Origin of the sequence: Ochrobactrum sp. XJ1 (genome assembly GCF_024701725.1) — a bacterium.
Lineage (GTDB): Bacteria > Pseudomonadota > Alphaproteobacteria > Rhizobiales > Rhizobiaceae > Brucella > Brucella anthropi.
This window is the reverse complement of record NZ_VDGD01000007.1, coordinates 90,188-107,811: the sequence shown is the minus strand read 5'-3', so window position 1 is coordinate 107,811 and position 17,624 is coordinate 90,188. Positions and strand designations below refer to the sequence as shown.

The window sequence follows — 17,624 nt, the reverse complement described above, 5'->3', positions numbered from 1 at the left end:
TCAGAGAACTTCGTCTTTCAGCGCATACCAGTGATACATTGCGCGCTGGCCTATGCGCCTGAATGGCGTCAGCATGCCGTAACTCGGTAATTCGGAGGTGAAGATCGGCAGGTCGAGTTCCTGTCCCCGACCCGTCATCAGTTGGGCAACCCGGCGTCCGGCCTGCGCTGAATACATCACGCCGTTGCCGCCGTAGCCCATGGCATAGTAGATTTCCTGCGTCGGATCAGGACGATAGATGCGGGGCATCATGTCATGACTGACATCGACCCACCCCCACCAGGAATAATCGATCTTGATGCCTTTCAGAGCCGGGAACTTCCGGTAAAGGCCCGAAAGCAGCAGATCGTAATGTTTAGGGTTCGGTGCATCAGCCCCGGTAATGGCGCTGCGGCTACCGATCTGCATCCGCCCGTCAGGCAGAAAACGATAATAGTGACGAAGCGTGCGCGTGTCGGTTAGCGGAATACCGGTCTTGGGGCCGCATGCTTCAATTTCATCGGGTGTCAGCGGTCGTGTCACGACAGAGTTCGACAGCACCGGCATCAGCCGGTAACGGGTGAGAGGATGGAGGCCGGGCGAGGTGTATCCCGCTGTCGCGAAGCAAACCTGTCGCGCCGTGACTGTACCGTTCGGCGTGTTGAGATGGAATACATTGCCGTTCTTGCGGCAGCTGAGAACCGGGCTTGCGGTGTGCACCTTTGCGCCCAGCTTGCGTGCAAGCCGGAGATAGCCGAAGGCAAGTTTCGCGGCGTGAATGCCAATGCCGTCTGGCTCATACATAGCTCCGCGAGCTTCTTGATCCCGGATGAAATCGCGGTGAATCTCGTCGCGACCGACCATGCGCGTCCGATAGCCGAATACGTCGTTCAGCAGGCGGGATTCTTTCTCCAGCGAAGGAATGACCTTGTCGCGATGGGCGATGTAGAGATGACCGCCATCCTGCGGATCACAATCAATTTCCGGTTCGGCAATGAGTGAACGAAAGAGATCAAAACCCTCGGCAATTTCGTTATGCAATTTCCGGGCGACGTCCACACCCCAGCGCTCGATCCATTGTGAACGCTTGAGCCGGCCGGCTGAAATCTGCGCCTGACCGCCATTGCGGGTGCTGCAGCCCCAGGCGACGCCATTTGCTTCCAGCACCACGGCCTTGACGCCATGATCCCGAGCGAGATGGATTGCCGCCGAAAGACCGGTATAGCCTGAGCCGACGATAACGACATCGGCATCGACTTCTCCGCGAATAGGGCCATCGTCTTCCGGCGCCGGTCCGGCAGTGCCTATCCAGTAAGTCGGGGCATAGTCGCGGCCTTGTCCTGGCGTCTTCGAAACCACCGGATCATAAGCGGGGTCGAATGGCTGGGTGGCCGAGAAACTGTTGAGAGTGTGGGTATCCATATGTCGGTCCTCCAAAACACCGACTGGCGATGTTGGGGCTTACGCCTTCAGCAAAGGCCGGTTCTTGCGGAATGCCTGTTTGCGGACGATCTTGCCGTCGCGCTGTGTGAAGAGATCGCAGCCTTCTGCCTCGACGCGTGCGCCGTTGGCATCCGTTCCGCGAAAGGTCCATTCGGACACCGCACGGTCGCCGCTCACGAAATGCCTGTGTCCGTCCCATTTCACGTCGGGCATCACGGCCCAGACGCCGGAAAAAGCCTTGGCAATCGCATCCTTGCCTTCGAGACGGGTGCCGTAAACTTCCTCACCGCCGATGGTGTAAAACACGCAATCGTCGGCAAAGAAGGCCATGATCGCGTCGATGTCGTGCCGGTTGAAGGCGTCGAAGAGGTCGGAAAAATGCTTCTCTGTGAGTTGTCCGGCGGACATTCGAATGCTCCTTGATACGTCTGAAATCTGCCCTGATTTCGGGTAAAGCTTCCCTGTGGCGCGGCAGAGTTGCCGCGCGATTGATATTGCGAATTGGATTTCGGTCGGGCTGACTAAAGCGGTTGTAGCGCCATCAGACTTTACCCTTCCACGGGATGAGGACCTTTTCCATGTAACGGATCAAAAGGTCGAAGGCGAAAGCGAATACACCGATGACGATGATGCCCATGATGACGGTGTCGCTGGCCAAAAACTGCGCTGCATTGAGTACCATGAAGCCAAGACCGCGATGCGCCGCCACCATTTCCGCCGCTACCAGCGTCGTCCAGCCCACACCGATCCCGATGCGCATGCCGGTGAAGATTTCCGGCATGGCCGCTTTCATGATGACCTGCGTTATTACCTGCGTCCGGGATGCGCCCATCGCATAGGCGGCATGGATCTGTTCGGTTGAGACCGAGCGCACGCCAGCTCTCGCTGCGATCGCCATTGGCGCAAAGATCGCGAGAAAGATGAGGAACACCTTCGGGAACTCGCCAATACCAAGCCAGATGATGATCAGCGGCAGGTAGGCAAGCGGCGGCAGTGGTCGGTAAAACTCGATAATCGGGTCCAGCACGCCACGAACAAAGCTGCTCATACCCATCATGATGCCGATGGGAATTGCCGTGATGCAGGCAATCGCGAAGGCACCCAATACACGTCCAAGGCTGGCGAGCGTATGTTCGGCCAGAGTGGAGTTTGCCACGCCGTCTGTCATGGCAACCATGAACTTGCCATAGACAGCGAACGGCGAGGGGAGAAACAGCGGTTTGACCCAGCCCATTCCTGTTACGAGAAACCAGAGCCCCAGCAAAATCAGTGCGGTTACAAGGCTGATGAAACCGCTATTGCCGTCGCCGGGGGCGCCATAGATTTTACCGGGTTTGACTGGTCTTGCCCGAGTTACGAACTCAAGCATGGACCAGTTCCGGGTTTCCTGATGCACGTTCATCGCCATAGATAATCCCCAGAATTGTCTCACGCATCTTGATGAAGTCGGGACTGGACTTGACGGCGCGCGCATCACCGCATTCCAGAAAGCGTCGGTTGAAATCCAGATCATAGGTATGGGTGATCCGTCCGGGGCGCGGCGACATGACGATCAGCCGCGAACCGAGGAACAAGGCCTCTTCGACGCTGTGAGTGATGAAGAAGAACATTTTGTTGGTCACTTGCCATACCCGCAAAAGCAATTCCTGGATCGTTTCGCGGGTGAGGGCATCAAGCGCTGCCATGGGCTCGTCCATAAGCAGCATCGCCGGGTCGCAGGTCAGTGCGCGGGCAATGCCGACACGCTGCTGCATACCGCCGGAAAGCTGGTAAATCTTGTGATTGTGGAAATCCTGCAGGCCGACCAGAGCCAGATTTTTCGTGGCACGCGCCCGGCGTTCTGCCTTCGGTACACCTTGAAGCTTCAGGCCAAACTCGGTGTTGTCAACGACATTGAGCCAGGGAAGCAGAGCATGTTTCTGGAACACGACGCCCCGGTCGGCGCCGGGACCACGCACTTGCCTTCCGCCCAACGTGATTTCGCCGGATGACGGGATCATGAACCCTGCCATCAGATTGAGAAGCGTGGTCTTGCCGCAGCCGGACGCACCAAGCGCCACCACGAAATCCCCGCTGTCGATCCGCAGATTAACGCCCTTCAGCGCAATCACGGCTTCTTCCACATAAAGACCGGGATAGGTCAGACTGACATTCGATACGTTCAAGGTTTCCATTACGTCACCTTTCGGGAACGAAGAAGCGGTTCCGGCAAAAGCCAGAAGGCACACACAACATTGCAGGAACCGTCTCGGTTCAGCGGCTTGCCCGAAGGCATGCCGCTGGCGGAGGTGCTTGCATTACTTTACGTAATTACTTCGCTGCGGCTTCGGCAAAACTGCCATTTACGTTGCCGCTATAGTCATCCAGAGCTTGGTCGAGCTGTTTTTGGTCGACGAGAAATTTTGCACTCTGGGTGACGGATTTGAGCGCTCCGCTGTCCTTGCCACCGCCGAGCCATGTCGGGGAGGCTTGTTCTTCCACGGTGGGGAAGGACAACAGCGCGAGTGCGCCCGGTATGTCAGCGGCATTGCCACCGATCAGCTTGACCATACCTTTGACCTGTTCGGAGTCTGCCGTCCACTGGCCGCCATTGGCCTTGTAGTCGGCATAGGCATCCTTCAGCACCGTGGTGAAGGCGGTCATGAATTTGGGGTTTTCGCTGGCGAAGCTCTTATCCACCACAAGGCCGTCGAAAGTCGGGACGCTTTTCGCGCCGATTTCTTCGGAATTGGCAATTTCCCTGCCGGTCTTGAGGATTTCGGAAAGAGCAGGAGGCCAGACATAGGCCGCGTCGATATCGCCGCGCTGCCAAGCGGCAACGATCTGCGGCGGTGTCATGTTGAGTATTTCCGCGTCGCGCGGATTGATCTTCCAGATGTCGCTCATGCCGACAAGGAGATGGAAATGCGAGGTCGAGACGAAAGGCACGCCGACCTTCTTGCCCTTGAGGTCTTCCGGCTTCTCTATGCCGGAGCCTTCGCGCGCTACCAGTGCTTCCGATTTGCCGATATTATCGAGAATCCAGAAGAGTTGAAGGTCAACACCGCGTGTGGCGGCTGCTGCGATGCCCGTTGAACCGATAACGCCTATCGGCACGTTGCCGGAAGCAAGTGCCGTCGAAATATCGCCACCCGATGCGAACTGGCGCCAATCGATCTTATATCCGGCTTCCTTGGCTGCCGCGTCGAATTTTCCGTTAGCGATCGCGGTCAGAAACGGCCCGACGATCTGCTGATAACCGACCACGACCGTGGTTTCGGCATAGGCCGCAGACGTGGAAAGCGCTGCTACGGCCGAAAATAACACCACCCGTTTTATGCTTTTGAAATAGTTCATGGAGTTCCCCTTCCATTTAAGAACCATGCCTGACTTGGTCACGACTGTTGACGTTTTTCGCCAATCTGCAGTTCCAGTTACAAACGATAGCCATCTCATGAAATTTGCCTTATATCCAGTTGGAATAGTCAATAAGTCCAGTTTGGCATTAAAGATGGCGCTACCCGGGAATTGGGGTTCGTGCTCACTTTACCGTCGAAATTATTCCACGAGGAGAAACAGAAAGAAGAAACGCTATTGCTAAGTAGAGCACGAAGCGGAAAAACTGACGCGAACTTGGGTGTAATCGCAGATTCACTAATGGAGTAGGGTTTTGGATGCCGTCTCACCGACGATCTTCTTCATAGATGGCGGCAGAAATACCGGATTGCAGTCCCAAATCCGGGAAACAACGGTATCAGCCATTCTTTCAGGCGCGGTTTTGCCCGGTGCCCGCATGCCCTCCACGCGGCGATTGGCGGATTATCTGAAAGTCTCGCGCCTCACGGTAACGCTGGCCTATCAGGAGCTTGTGTCCCAAGGTTATCTGGAAGTGCATTCCCGCAGTGCCTATCACGTGGCTGCAGCGCCACCCATCAGCCGTCCAGACAAGGATTTTTTGCAAACGCCTGACACCGCCGTCGATTGGTCATCCAAGTTGCGTCTCGGCTTCAACATTGCCAAGACCATTCGCAAGCCTCTGGATTGGCGGAAGTATCGCTACCCCTTTCTCTATGGCCAGATGGATCAGACCTTGTTTGATCTCGCCGCATGGCGCGATTGCGCACGGCGCGCGCTGGCCAGAGAAGACTTTATCCTTATGGCGGGTGATTTTGCCGCTGCCGATGATGTGGAACTTGTCAATTATATCCGTTCGCGCACGCTGCCTAGCCGCGGAATACACGCGGAGCCAGACGAGATACTTGTTACCGTTGGCGCGCAGAACGCGCTTTGGATCATCAGTCATCTGCTTTTGACACGGCGCTCGCATGTCGTGTGCGAAAATCCCGGACATCCCGATATCAGCGCTACGCTCCATCTGACAGGGGCCAATGTAACGGCGCTTGACGTTGATGAAGGCGGCTTGCCACCCGAGTTGCTGCCAGATGAGATCGACGCGGTCTTCGTCACGCCGAGCCACCAGTCACCCACGGCCGCCACTATGCCACGTGCGCGGCGTATCGCACTTCTGGAGGCTGCAGCCGAGCGCGATTTCGTCATTGTCGAAGATGATTACGAATTCGAGATGAGCTTTTTGCAGCCGCCGACGCCGGCGCTAAAATCGCTCGACCAGTATGGCCGCGTTCTCTATGTGGGCAGTTTTTCAAAGTCGCTGTTTCCGGGGCTTCGGCTTGGCTACTTGGTTGCTCCGGCACCTGTCATCCGTGAGGCGAGGGCGCTACGCGCGCTCATGCTTCGTCATCCGCCCGGACATTTGCAGCGAACAGCCGCCTATTTTCTGGCTCTTGGTCACTACGATGCGGTTATTCATCGTATGCGGATTGAATATCACAAGCGCCATATTGTCATGATCGAGGCCCTTAATCGCGAAGGATTGAAAATCGCTGGTAAATCGGCCTTTGGCGGTACGGCATTCTGGATCGAAGGACCGGAGGGCATGGATGCCGACAAACTCGCACGTGATCTGCGCGAGGACGGCGTGCTGATCGAGTCGGGGTCCCCTTTCTTCTGGAGCGATGACAGGCCATGCCGCTATTTTCGCATCGCTTATTCTTCCATTCCGATTAATCGGATTGCGGAAGGCATCGAGCTTCTGGCCAAAAGAATGCGGCAAATCTCGTAGTTTTGGAACGCTTGGGTTCAGGCTGCGTTCATGTGGATTACGATAACGGATTTGTGAAGTTGCCGGAATTTGTCCCAATTCGATGGATATCGCTGGCGGTTCTACGGCGTCTTTGCCCGCGATTCTGTGGATGAGACGCATATCAATTCTGCCTTCCAGAAGGAGAAGGATTTATGTCTATTCGTTCGAAGCTTCTTGCCACTGTTGCCGTGCCGGTTCTGTCGGCCTCTATTCTAGCGCAACCCGTACTGGCGGATTCATTGATGGCTCCAATCCTGCTGGCACAGGAGAACGGAGACCAGCCATCCGACGAGCAGTTGCAGCAGCAACAGCGCGAGGCTGAAGAACAGCAAAAGGCAGCGGAAGAAGAAGCCCGTCGGGCTGAGGAACAACAGCGCGCTGCCGAGGAAGAAAATCGTCGTCAGGCCGAAGAGCAGCAGAAGGCTGCTCAAGAGGAAGCCCAGCGTCAAGCGGAAGAACAGAAGCGCGCTGCGGAGGCAGAGGCGCAACGCCAGGCTGAAGAGCAGCAAAAAGCCGCCGAGCGCGAAGCACAGAAGCAAGCCGAGGAACAACAGAAGGCAGCCGAGCGCGAAGCGCAGAAACAGGCCGAAGAGCAGGCCAGGCAGGCTGCCGAACAGAAAAAGGCTGACGAAGAGGCACAGCGTCAGAGCGAACAGCAGCAGAAGGCCGCTGAAGAGGAAGCTCAGCGTCGCGCTGAAGAACAGAAGAAGGCTGATGAAGAGGCTGCTCGCAAGGCCAATGAGACGCAGGAACAGACCGCTCCCGCTGAAAAGCCGGTGAAGGAAGAACCCGCACAGGAACCGGAAGCGAAACCTGAGCAGCCGGCGGCGAAAGAACCGGCCAAGCAGGCCGAGCAACCTGCCAAGGAAGCTCCGGCGCAGGAACCGGAAAAGCCAGCCGAACAACCGGCAGACGCATCTCCGGTCTCGCCTCCGCAGAAAGAACCAGCGGAAGAATCCGCTGTTGAGCATCCCGAAGAAGCTCAACCGCAAGAACCGAAAGCAAAGGAAGAGCCACAGAATGAGGCTCAGCCTGCACAGCCGGTCGAACAGCCCCAATCAACCGAAGACCAGCAAAAACCGTCTTCGGAGCCAGCGCCAGAGATAGTCGATCAGCGTTCGACCGAGGAAAAGCAGGAGATTGCGAAAGACCCTGCGAAGACGGACGATACGGTTGTCTTGCCAGTCGAAAATGGCGCTGCCATTCTCGACAGCGACAAGGACGCCGACAATTCCGGCGGAAGCCAGTCGCGTGAAGAGCGTCGCAAGCAGCGCGAACAGCAACGTTCCGCTGAGGAAAGTGCACCACCGCCCGCAAATGATGCGGCGGCACAGGTTGCGATTCCAGAGGAAGTGAAGGCAGCGCTGCCGCAGAAGATCGAAGCCAATCTCAAGGAAGAGGGCACCCGTATCAAGGAAGCGCCGGTTTTTGCCGTGCCGGAAACCACCAATATCATCAACAACACGGTGGTGAACAATACGGTCATCAATAATACGACGGTCAATAACGTGACCAACAATGTCACCAACGTCAAAGTGATCGAGGAGGTGGATAATCGTGTCATTCTGGACGTGGGCGACCGTATCTTCGTTCGCGGCGATGATCGCCCAAGGTTGCGCCGTGATGCCGAGGAAACCTATTACGATGAACTGCCGCGCGGGCGCACCCGTGAAACCATTGTCCGCCCGGGTGGCAACCAGATCGTTACGGTTTATGATCGCTACGGCGATATTCTTCAGCGTTCCCGTATCGACCGGGACGGCAATGAATATCTGATGATCTATGCGCCGGAATATGACGACAATCCGCGCGCTTCGATTATCGATGTTGGTTACGAACTGCCGCCGATGCGTCTGACCATTCCGGTAAGAGATTACATCATCGACGTCGCAGACGATCCGGATCGCGATTTCTATGACTTCCTTGCCATGCCTCCGGTAGAACGTGTGGAGCGTGTCTATACGATCGACGAGGTTCGTCATTCAGCCCGCCTGCGCGACAAGGTGCGTCGTATCGATCTGGATACAATCCACTTCGCGACGGGCAGCGCCGAGGTTTCGCTTTCGCAGGCGAAGACGCTACGCAAGGTTGCAACCGCCATGCAGAAGGTACTGGCAAAGGATCCGGGCGAAACCTTCTTCATTGAAGGGCATACGGATGCGGTTGGATCGGACCGTTCAAATCTCGTCCTGTCCGATAAACGTGCTGAATCAGTTGCAAGCCTTTTGACGGAAGTCTATGAAATTCCACCAGAAAACCTTGTCACGCAAGGCTATGGCGAACGCTTCCTGAAAATTCGCACGCAGGCAGCCGAACAGGAAAATCGTCGTGTCACGATCCGCCGCGTGACTCCGCTTGTCCGCCCGGTGGCTCAGCGCTGAACAAACAAACACCCGGATGCGATTTTGCATCCGGGTGTTTTTCATGAAGTAATTTTGCTCAGGCAATCTTGGGCTGGATCGTCGTCACACGGTCGAGCATCTGTTCGCTCAACGGACGTGGTTTGACCGCTTCGATCTGCACCATGAGTTCGGCGATCTTCTCGGCATCCATGACGCCGCATTCATAAATCTGGATGATTTCGCGCGCCATTTCGTCTTTTTGGGGAGAAGTGATCGGACAACGAGCCATCGCTTCACACGACTTGACATAAGCCGCTTGCAGCTCCTCCAACTCGATGGGCTTGAAACGCCCGAAGTAGTAATCTCTCGAAAATGGCATTTTATGCATTCCGCAGATGGCGACAGACAGATAATCCGATCTGAAAGCCTGAAAATTCTTGCGACCCGCTATACTAAAACATAGCTGATTGCAAAGCATTATAATCGAGAATTATTTAGTTTATGTAAAATATTCAGTCAGTTGCGAAACCGAAAGCATTAGAGAGCTAAAATTTGCTGAGGGATCGTAAGCAGACTCTTTTCCAACCAATGCCGTTAAACGCGATCAAGTTCCAGTTTGGCTACTATTTCAGCGATCTTGTCCGGATTTTGTTCACCGGATTCAAATGTTCTTATAATTGCGCGTGCAAGCGCTTCTTTGCTTTCGTGCGTCGTTGAACATCGATCAAGCAGTGCGCAGCAGCGATTATAGGCAATCTGCAGCACTTGGAGATCGTTTGGCGCATATGTTCCCTGATATTTGTTGCCGCGAAATGGCATGGACGCCTCCCCGTTTGATTGATTGAACCTCTAATTCAGAGGGAAAGCAACAGATCGTTTTATGACAGCGATATCAGGCGCATCACGATAGTGTTCTTGGTGATCCGGTTCTTCCGGATATAAATAGCGATAATCTCTGGCTACCGGTTTACGGGGTTCGAAATCTCGCCGCGAGTTTGTTGAAAGCTGGTTGAAAGCTTGCCTGCGCTAACCATTCAAAACCGATTGAGGAATCGGCTGCATATCAGGAGGGGTCTGGCATTGCCGGGCCAACAGGAGCTCTCGGAGGAGCGTAGATGAAAATCTCTATCGATTCATGCCGCCATCTATTTGGCGCGGCCTTCATCGGCGGCGCAATGGTACTTGGAGCAGGTGCTGCCCATGCCGAAAAGCTGACAGTGATTGTCGGCGGTATGGAAAAGCAGATTTACCTTCCGGCAGTGCTGACGGAAAAGCTGGGTTACTTCAAGGATGAAGGCCTTGATGTCGAGCTGATCAACAGCCGCGCTGGCGTGGATGCTGAAAACGAACTTTTGGCCGGTGCAGCTCAGGCTGTGGTCGGCTTTTACGATCACACGATCGACCTGCAGTCGAAGGGCAAATTTATTCAGTCCATCGTCCAGTTCAGTCAGGCGCCGGGTGAAGTGGAACTCGTTTCCAGCAAATATGCCGACCAGATCAAGTCGCCGGGCGATTTCAAGGGGCATACGCTTGGCGTCACCGGGCTCGGCTCCTCGACGGACTTCCTGACTCAATACCTTGCCATGCGCAATGGCCTCAAGCAGGGCGACTACACGCTGCTTCCTGTCGGAGCGGGCAATACTTTCATTGCCGCCTTCAAGCAGGATGCCGTTCAGGCAGGCATGACCACGGAACCGACCGTCGCCAATATGCTGAAGAGCGGCGATGCCAAGGTGCTGGTCGATATGCGCACGCCCGACAAAACCATCGAAGCGCTTGGTGGACCTTACCCGGCTGCGTCGTTCTATGTGCAAAGCGCATGGCTCGAGACGCACAAGGAAGACGCGCAGAAGCTTGCCAACGCTCTGGTCAAGACCATGCGTTACATCGCTTCGCACAGCGCTGAAGAAATCGCCGACCAGATGCCCAAGGATTATTACGTCGGTGACAAGGACCTTTACGTAAAGGGACTTGCCGAGGGCAAGGCACAGTACACGCCGGACGGCCGGATGCCGAAGGATGGACCTGAAACCGTTCTCAAGGTTCTCGCAACCTTCAAGAAGCCGCTTCAGGAGAAGCAGGTCGATCTTTCGAAGACCTTCACGACCGAATTCGTGGACAAGGCCAACGCAACGCTTGACGCTGCAAAGTAAACAGCCTTCGACTGGCGTTCAAACATGAACGTCAGTCCCGCTGTCCTCCAAAGATTCAACCGCATTGCAGGCGCGCGACAGAGCATTTCCAGCAAACGTGTAAGACGGTTTTGCGCTCGGAGATCTTTGATAACGAAACTATCGCGCGCGAGCGGTGCCGCATACCCGCGAGGAACCCATGCTGATGGAAGCCCCCAGAACCATTGCGCGTGAGAAAGCTACTGCAATCGCGCTCAACAATGTAACTCGCCGTTTCGTCACCCCCGACGGCAAGATGATGACCGCATTGCGCGACTTCACCATGAATGTTGCACAGGGCGAGTTTGCCTGTGTTGTCGGTCCGACCGGCTGCGGCAAGTCAACGACGCTTAATCTCGTAACCGGTCTCGCCAAGCCAAGTGCCGGCGAAGTCCGCCTGATGGGCAAGCCTATCGAAGGTATCAGCCCTGATATCGGCTTCGTGTTTCAGGCCGATGCGCTTTTTCCGTGGCTTAATGTCATCGACAATGTGAGTGCCGGTCCGCGTTATCGCGGTATGGGCAAGGAAGAAGCCTATGAGAAAGCGCGTAGCTGGATCGCCCGTGTTGGTCTGGCCCGTTTTGAAAAGCACTATCCGCACCAATTGTCTGGCGGCATGCGCAAGCGCGTGGCGCTGGCACAGACCTTCATCAACGAACCGAAAATCCTGCTCATGGACGAACCGTTCAGTGCGCTTGACGTACAGACGCGCACGCTGATGCAGGGTGAATTGCTCGATCTCTGGCAACAATCTGGCGCGTCCGTCATCTTCGTCACGCACGATCTCGAAGAAGCGATTGCGCTGGCCGATAAAGTCTATGTGCTGACCGCCGGTCCAGCCACGGTCAAGAGTGTCTACGATATCGACATCCCGCGCCCGCGCGTCATGGAAGACATCCGCTACGACAGCCAGTTTGTGGATATCGCCAAGGTCATCTGGGACGATTTGCGCGAGGAAGTGCAGATCGGCCAGAAGCGCGCGCTGGCAAACGGAAACTAATCGGAGAAAATGATATGACAACACAAGCTCTCTCCGCGTCACCAAGCTTGCAGGTCAATGCAAGTGCCGACGAACTTGCCCGCACCGAAGCGAAATTTCGTGCCGATATGCGCCGCCGCCGAGCGGTCGTTATTCTTGTACGCCTCGCCATTCTGGTCGCCGTTCTGGGCGGTTGGGAACTCGGCGCACGGACCGGCCTGATCGATCCATTCTTCTTTGCGAGCCCCTCCGGCATTGCCGACCAGATATGGATCTGGGTCACGGAAGGCACGTCACAGGGACCGCTTTCGGAACAGATCATCGTAACGCTTGAGGAAACCGCGCTTGGTTTCCTTATCGGTGCGGTCGGCGGCGTCATTTGCGGCATCCTGCTGGGTCGCAACAAGTTCCTCGCCGATGTGTTCTCGATTTACATCAAGATCGCCAATTCCATCCCGCGTGTCGTGCTGGGCTCGATCTTCATCATCGCGCTTGGCCTCGGCATGGCATCCAAGGTGGCGCTGGCCGTCGTCATGGTTTTCTTCGTCGTGTTCGCCAATGCGTTTCAGGGCGTGCGCGAAGCCGACCGCGCGCTGATCGCCAATGCGCAGATATTGGGTGCATCCCGTTCGCAGATCACGCGCACCGTCATCGTGCCGTCGGCCATGAGCTGGATTCTGGCAAGCCTTCACGTCAGTTTCGGTTTCGCGCTCGTCGGCGCGGTCGTCGGTGAATTCCTCGGCGCCAAGAAAGGCGTTGGCCTGATGATTTCCACGGCGCAGGGCACATTCAATGCCAACGGCGTCTTTGCGGCCATGGTCATTCTGGCGGTACTGGCGCTCGTCGTGGAATACATCATCACACTGGTCGAAAACCATCTGGTGAAATGGCGTCCACAGGCGCTTTCCGAACAGGGAAGCTGATAGTCGGATAGATGCAAACGAGTCAGGCGGCGGGCAAGGTGACAGTCACCGTAAGCCCGCCGCCTTTCGTTTGGGAAAGCTCGACATGGCCGCCCGCCGTGTCGGCAACTTCGCGCACGATGGCAAGGCCCAATCCGCTTCCATCTGCGACAGTGCCTGGAACACGATAGAAACGCTCGAAAACGTGTTCATATTCATTTGCGGGGATGCCGGGTCCGTTGTCCTCGACCCGTATGTCGATTTTGGGCCCATCCTGATCAATCACAAGCGTTACTGTGCCGCCTTCGGGCGTATAGGTAAGGGCGTTGTCCACCAGATTGACGATCATTTCTCGCAGCATGGTGCCGTCGCCAGAAATGATGGCTTTGGTTGCTTTGAGCTCGAACCCGAGATCGATCTTGCGGTCGAACGCCTTGCCCGAGAGGCTTTCCAGAATTTGTTGTCCCGCTTCCGCCAGATCAACCCGATCGGCGCGAGGACGCCTGCTGCCTGGTTCGGCACGCGAAAGCGTCAGCAATTGTCCAGCAAGCCGCGACAGCTGCATGGTGGTATTCTTGATACCTGCCAGAACGTCTTTGCGGTCACTTTCGCAGGTTGTCCGTTCTGCGAAACTGGCCTGCGTTGATAGTGTAGCAAGTGGCGTGCGCAACTGATGTGCTGCATTCTGGATGAAACGGTGCTGCGCCGACATCTGCTTGCGCACGCGTTCCATATACTGATTCAGCGCTGTGACGAGCGGTCGAAGTTCGGTCTGAACTGTCTGTGGATCGAATGGTTCCAGCTCGGATGTGCGATTGCGAACTTCGTTGCGGAGCCGGATCAACGGGCGTAATACAAAGCGCAAGCCCATTAACGAAAGGGCACCGGCAACAATGATAAGCAGCGATTGTTCCAGCACAGAGTTCAGCCATAGCTCCTGCTGCATGGCGGTGTATCCTGCGAGGGTGACACCCACGACCACGTCGACAGCTTGTGGCAGGTTGGACGGTGCTGCAACGGGATGACGCAAGACAACCAGACGCAAGGGATGGTCGCGATAGCTGCCCTCATAATGGAGTGGGTCGTAATTCGCGATTTCAGCCGGTTTCGGCAAGTCGGGAAACCCTGCAAGCAGGCGTCCGTCAGAAGTTTCAACCCGATAATAGACCCGGTCGCCATTTCCCGTCGAAAACATCTCCAGCGCTACCGGCGGAATGACAGCATCGATGGCATTATGCGAGGCAGCAGTCGCTTCGCCAATGGCGCGTGCTGACGCTGTCAGCATTCTGTCTGACACGATCCCGGCCATATTTTCCGACGCACGCCATGCGGTCCAAAGGTTGATCCCGGCCACGACAATCAGCGGAATCACGATCCAGGAAACGAGCTGTGCACGCAGGCTTTGGGAGAGGCGAGTGAACAGCCGTTTCATCTCAACTCGCCTCACGCAGCAGATAGCCCAGGCCGCGCAAGGTTACGATCTCGGCTTTGCTGCCCTCCAGCTTCTTGCGCAGACGATGAATGTAAATCTCGATGGCGTTCTCATCAGTCTCGCTGTCGAAATCGTAAATACCTTGAACAAGTGTTGTCTTGCTGACGGTGGTTCCGATGCGCCGCAGAAGCTGTTCCAGAACTGCATGTTCTTTGGGTGCAAGTGACAGTGGATCGTCTCCGAGTGAAAACAGCCGGGTGTTGGTGTCGAAACGCAAAAGGCCGCAGGTCACAACAGGCGCTGTCCGCTGACTGGACCGGCGAAGATGCGCACGGATGCGCGCTTCAAGTTCGCTGAGTTCGAACGGCTTTGCCAGATAATCGTCAGCACCGGCATCCAATCCGCGGATACGTCCGTCAAGACTTGCATTGGCCGTCAGGATGATGACGGGCACCTCATTGCCTCTGCCGCGGATGTGCTCCAGCACGTCGAGCCCGGTTTTGTCCGGCAATCCGAGGTCGAGAACCACGAGATCATACTCCGTGAAGGCGAGCGCCTGTTCCGCATCCGCCGCGTCGTGCACAGTGTCGACGCTGTAGTTCGACTGCTGCAGGCTTTTTGCCAGCCAGTTTGCGAGGGTGAGATTGTCTTCGACGAGCAGAATTCGCATGAGTGACGATGATAGTGGTTTCTGTTCCGCGTCAAGAAGCTTGGGCGTTGAAACGATGGATGAGATGAATATCTTCCGGCTCGCGCTTGAAGAGCAATGGATCAGGCGTCGTGGTGACTTTTGCACCTTGCTTCACATAAAAATCGATGGTCCGCCGTGTGGGTGTCGCAGAAATATAGAAACCTTCTGCTCCGGCCTCCTTCGCAATGGCCACGCTGCGACGATAAAGTTCACCAGCAAGTCCCAATCCCCGGACTGTCTTCCCCACATGCATGAAGCCGAGCTGGTACAATTCGGGATAGGCGCCGACAGGGCGTACATCCGTAACTGCGACGGCCACCAGGGTGCCATCGAGATAGGCGCCAAGAAATACGCCGCCATGGTCGTGACAGTCGAGCAGGATATGTGTGTAGATTTCCGCTTCGCCCTCCGGCCAGCCCTGCACATCGTAGAATTGCGGCTCCAGCAGGAGTTGCTCTCCTTCGAGGCGATACATTTCCTCGATGATCTCGCTGCGATCGATTTGCCAGATGTCAGTCACTTCGCTGCGCTGCAGTGGACGTATGATGAAATCCGCATGCTTCTTTTCGTGTACCATGACCGCCGCCTTCGAAATTTCATTTGTACGATGAACTATCGTTTCATCGATAGGCACTCAAGGGGGAGCAGAAGTGGCGATCGCAGTGCTTCAACGAACTTGTTGGCAATTTGTCAGGAGGAACCTCTCATATTGCAAAAACTTACAATAATTTTGACCAATATCATGGCTACTCCCCGCCATTTGTCTCGGGTACTGCTGAGTACAGGTGCGAGGAATATTGAGGCGTGTGGGAGGCTAACAGCTAACTTCAATCGGACGAATTGAACCGAAACAGCTTGTTGAGGGCAGAAAACTGCCTGAAAATGAGCAATTTCGCATCAACTCTCCGATCTGCCCTTGCGAGAGCGGGGCCTGAGTTCTATCAGCATCATCAAAAATTGCAGTCTGAGGAAGGTTCGGCAATTGCATTGCCGGAACGTCCTGATGCCCGCCGCCATCTTGTATGGCGTCGGTGAAATGATCGATGGAGCCGAGTTGAAAAACCATCACGATATCTGGGATATCGTCGACGCCAAGAGCGCCGCATATTTCGAACTGAGCGATACGGTTTGGGATAATCCTGAAACAAACTACGAAGAGTACAAATCGAGCGATGCCCATGCGGCGATGCTGGAAGCCGAAGGGTTTCGCGTCGAGCGTGGTATTGCGGGCCTGCCGACTGCGGTGATGGGCGAAGCTGGCGACGAAGGACCGGTCATCGCCATCCTTGGTGAGTTTGATGCATTACCGGGCCTCAGCCAGATATCTGGACTGGTTGAAGAGCGGCCAGTCGAGGCCGGCGGCCATGGACATGGCTGCGGTCATAACCTGTTGGGCTCAGGGTCGTTGCTCGCTGCTGCGGCAGTGAAGGATTATCTTGCCGCACAGGGCATCAAGGGCCGCGTGCGCTATTACGGTTGCCCGGCGGAAGAGGGCGGTTCGGCCAAGGGGTTCATGGTCCGCGAAGGGCTTTTTGACGATGTGGATATCGCGTTTTGCTGGCACCCGGCGCCTTTTGCTGGTGTAAACGATCCGGTTTCGCTTGCCTGTAACGAAATCAATTTTCACTTCAGCGGTCGCGCAGCCCATGCTTCGTCAGCCCCGCATCTGGGGCGCAGTGCGCTGGACGCAGTTGAATTGATGAATGTGGGCGTGAACTATATGCGTGAGCATATGCCGTCTACGGCGCGCATTCATTACGCTGTGACCGATACGGGTGGTTTTGCGCCGAATGTCGTGCAGGCCAAGGCAACGGTGCGTTATCTCGTTCGCGCCCGCAGCCTGCCGGAAATGCAGACCCTTCTGGAACGCGTCAAGAAGATTGCCGACGGCGCGGCGCTGATGACCGAAACGACGGTCCGCAGTGAAATCGTCAGCGGCGATGCCGATCTGATCGGCAACACGCCGCTGGAACAGATGATGCAGCTTCAGCTTGAGCGGCTCGGACCTCCGGACTTCGATGAGCAGGACCGCGAAACCGCAAGCCGTTTCCAGAAGACACTGTCCAGGGAAGACATTTCAGATGCTTTCCGCCGCTTCGGCGTGGAGCCCAAGGATGGCCTCGCGCTTTGTGAAGATATCTATACGCCCTATAAGGGCGACAACACTCTCGTCGGCTCTACCGATGTCGGCAGCGTGAGCTGGGTCGTGCCCACCGTGCAGATGCGTGGTGCGACCTGTGCTATCGGCACGCCGCTTCATTCGTGGCAAATGGTGGCGCAGGGCAAGCTGCCCGCGGCGCATAAAGGCATGGCCCATGCTGCAAAGATCATGGGCAGCACGGCCATCGAATTGTTCCGTAATCCGGAGCAGATCAAGAAAGCAAAGCAGGATCACGAAAAACGGCTCGACGGAACCGTATTCGTCAATCCGATTCCAGATAGCGTTCAACCCGCTCTGCCCGAAACCGCGAAATGACGCGGGCGGGCAGACAGAATCTGAAAATAGAAATGACATTCAATCCCCCAATTCCAACAGGGCCTGACG

Annotated in this window: 16 protein-coding genes; 6 read left to right on the top strand and 10 right to left on the bottom strand. The window is 56.0% G+C overall.

The features are described 5' to 3' along the window. The 5 genes from FG152_RS14090 to tauA form a co-directional block, all read right to left on the bottom strand. On the bottom strand, nt 1-1,401 hold the full coding sequence (locus FG152_RS14090; protein WP_010658701.1) for an NAD(P)/FAD-dependent oxidoreductase: 1,401 nt from the start codon (nt 1,399-1,401) through the stop codon (nt 1-3). A gap of 39 nt (nt 1,402-1,440) precedes the next feature. After that, the gene (locus tag FG152_RS14085; RefSeq protein WP_010658702.1) at nt 1,441-1,830 is read right to left on the bottom strand and encodes a nuclear transport factor 2 family protein; all 390 of its coding nucleotides are present in this window, start codon (nt 1,828-1,830) and stop codon (nt 1,441-1,443) included. 133 nt (nt 1,831-1,963) lie between these two features. Beyond that, on the bottom strand, nt 1,964-2,791 hold the full coding sequence (locus FG152_RS14080) for an ABC transporter permease subunit (RefSeq protein WP_010658703.1): 828 nt from the start codon (nt 2,789-2,791) through the stop codon (nt 1,964-1,966). Then, nucleotides 2,784-3,596 carry a taurine ABC transporter ATP-binding protein gene (locus FG152_RS14075; protein ID WP_010658704.1) on the bottom strand — a complete coding sequence of 271 codons (813 nt, stop codon included), beginning with the start codon at nt 3,594-3,596 and terminating at the stop codon, nt 2,784-2,786. The genes FG152_RS14080 and FG152_RS14075 overlap by 8 nt, the downstream gene beginning before the upstream one ends. Nucleotides 3,597-3,732: 136 nt before the next feature. Continuing rightward, nucleotides 3,733-4,758 carry a taurine ABC transporter substrate-binding protein gene (tauA, locus tag FG152_RS14070; protein WP_036580237.1) on the bottom strand — a complete coding sequence of 342 codons (1,026 nt, stop codon included), beginning with the start codon at nt 4,756-4,758 and terminating at the stop codon, nt 3,733-3,735. Between the two features lie 313 nt (nt 4,759-5,071). On the opposite strand from tauA, the gene pdxR reads away from it, so the two are divergent. Beyond that, nucleotides 5,072-6,541 (top strand): MocR-like pyridoxine biosynthesis transcription factor PdxR, encoded by a 1,470-nt coding sequence (gene pdxR / locus FG152_RS14065; protein ID WP_010658706.1) that lies wholly within the window; start codon nt 5,072-5,074, stop codon nt 6,539-6,541. Nucleotides 6,542-6,714: 173 nt separating this feature from the next. Then, nucleotides 6,715-8,943, top strand: a complete 2,229-nt coding sequence (locus FG152_RS14060; RefSeq protein WP_036580246.1) for an OmpA family protein — start codon at nt 6,715-6,717, stop codon at nt 8,941-8,943. Nucleotides 8,944-9,001: 58 nt separating this feature from the next. Here FG152_RS14060 and FG152_RS14055 read toward each other — a convergent pair whose 3' ends face one another. Together FG152_RS14055 and FG152_RS14050 are read right to left on the bottom strand one after the other, a co-directional pair. Beyond that, nucleotides 9,002-9,283, bottom strand: a complete 282-nt coding sequence (locus tag FG152_RS14055; protein WP_010658708.1) for a hypothetical protein — start codon at nt 9,281-9,283, stop codon at nt 9,002-9,004. 215 nt (nt 9,284-9,498) lie between these two features. Continuing rightward, on the bottom strand, nt 9,499-9,723 hold the full coding sequence (locus FG152_RS14050; RefSeq protein ID WP_010658709.1) for a hypothetical protein: 225 nt from the start codon (nt 9,721-9,723) through the stop codon (nt 9,499-9,501). Nucleotides 9,724-10,019: 296 nt separating this feature from the next. Here FG152_RS14050 and FG152_RS14045 point away from each other — a divergent pair, with 296 nt between their 5' ends. From FG152_RS14045 to FG152_RS14035, 3 genes are all read left to right on the top strand, one after another. Then, nucleotides 10,020-11,057 carry an ABC transporter substrate-binding protein gene (locus FG152_RS14045; RefSeq protein WP_010658710.1) on the top strand — a complete coding sequence of 346 codons (1,038 nt, stop codon included), beginning with the start codon at nt 10,020-10,022 and terminating at the stop codon, nt 11,055-11,057. 178 nt (nt 11,058-11,235) lie between these two features. After that, nucleotides 11,236-12,075, top strand: coding sequence for an ABC transporter ATP-binding protein (locus tag FG152_RS14040; protein ID WP_010658711.1), 840 nt, complete (start codon nt 11,236-11,238; stop codon nt 12,073-12,075). Between the two features lie 14 nt (nt 12,076-12,089). Continuing rightward, nucleotides 12,090-12,977, top strand: coding sequence for an ABC transporter permease (locus FG152_RS14035; protein ID WP_010658712.1), 888 nt, complete (start codon nt 12,090-12,092; stop codon nt 12,975-12,977). Between the two features lie 22 nt (nt 12,978-12,999). Here FG152_RS14035 and FG152_RS14030 read toward each other — a convergent pair whose 3' ends face one another. The 3 genes from FG152_RS14030 to FG152_RS14020 are packed head-to-tail and all read right to left on the bottom strand — an operon-like array spanning nt 13,000 to nt 15,656. Then, on the bottom strand, nt 13,000-14,388 hold the full coding sequence (locus FG152_RS14030; RefSeq protein ID WP_010658713.1) for a sensor histidine kinase: 1,389 nt from the start codon (nt 14,386-14,388) through the stop codon (nt 13,000-13,002). A gap of 1 nt (nt 14,389) precedes the next feature. Next, nucleotides 14,390-15,058 (bottom strand): response regulator, encoded by a 669-nt coding sequence (locus FG152_RS14025; protein WP_010658714.1) that lies wholly within the window; start codon nt 15,056-15,058, stop codon nt 14,390-14,392. Nucleotides 15,059-15,089: 31 nt separating this feature from the next. After that, the gene (locus FG152_RS14020) at nt 15,090-15,656 is read right to left on the bottom strand and encodes a GNAT family N-acetyltransferase (protein WP_010658715.1); all 567 of its coding nucleotides are present in this window, start codon (nt 15,654-15,656) and stop codon (nt 15,090-15,092) included. A 426-nt stretch (nt 15,657-16,082) separates the two neighbouring features. Here FG152_RS14020 and FG152_RS14015 point away from each other — a divergent pair, with 426 nt between their 5' ends. Continuing rightward, a complete protein-coding gene (locus FG152_RS14015; RefSeq protein ID WP_010658716.1) occupies nt 16,083-17,555 on the top strand; it encodes a M20 family metallopeptidase in 1,473 nt (490 codons plus the stop codon). The last annotated feature ends 69 nt before the right edge of the window (nt 17,556-17,624 follow it).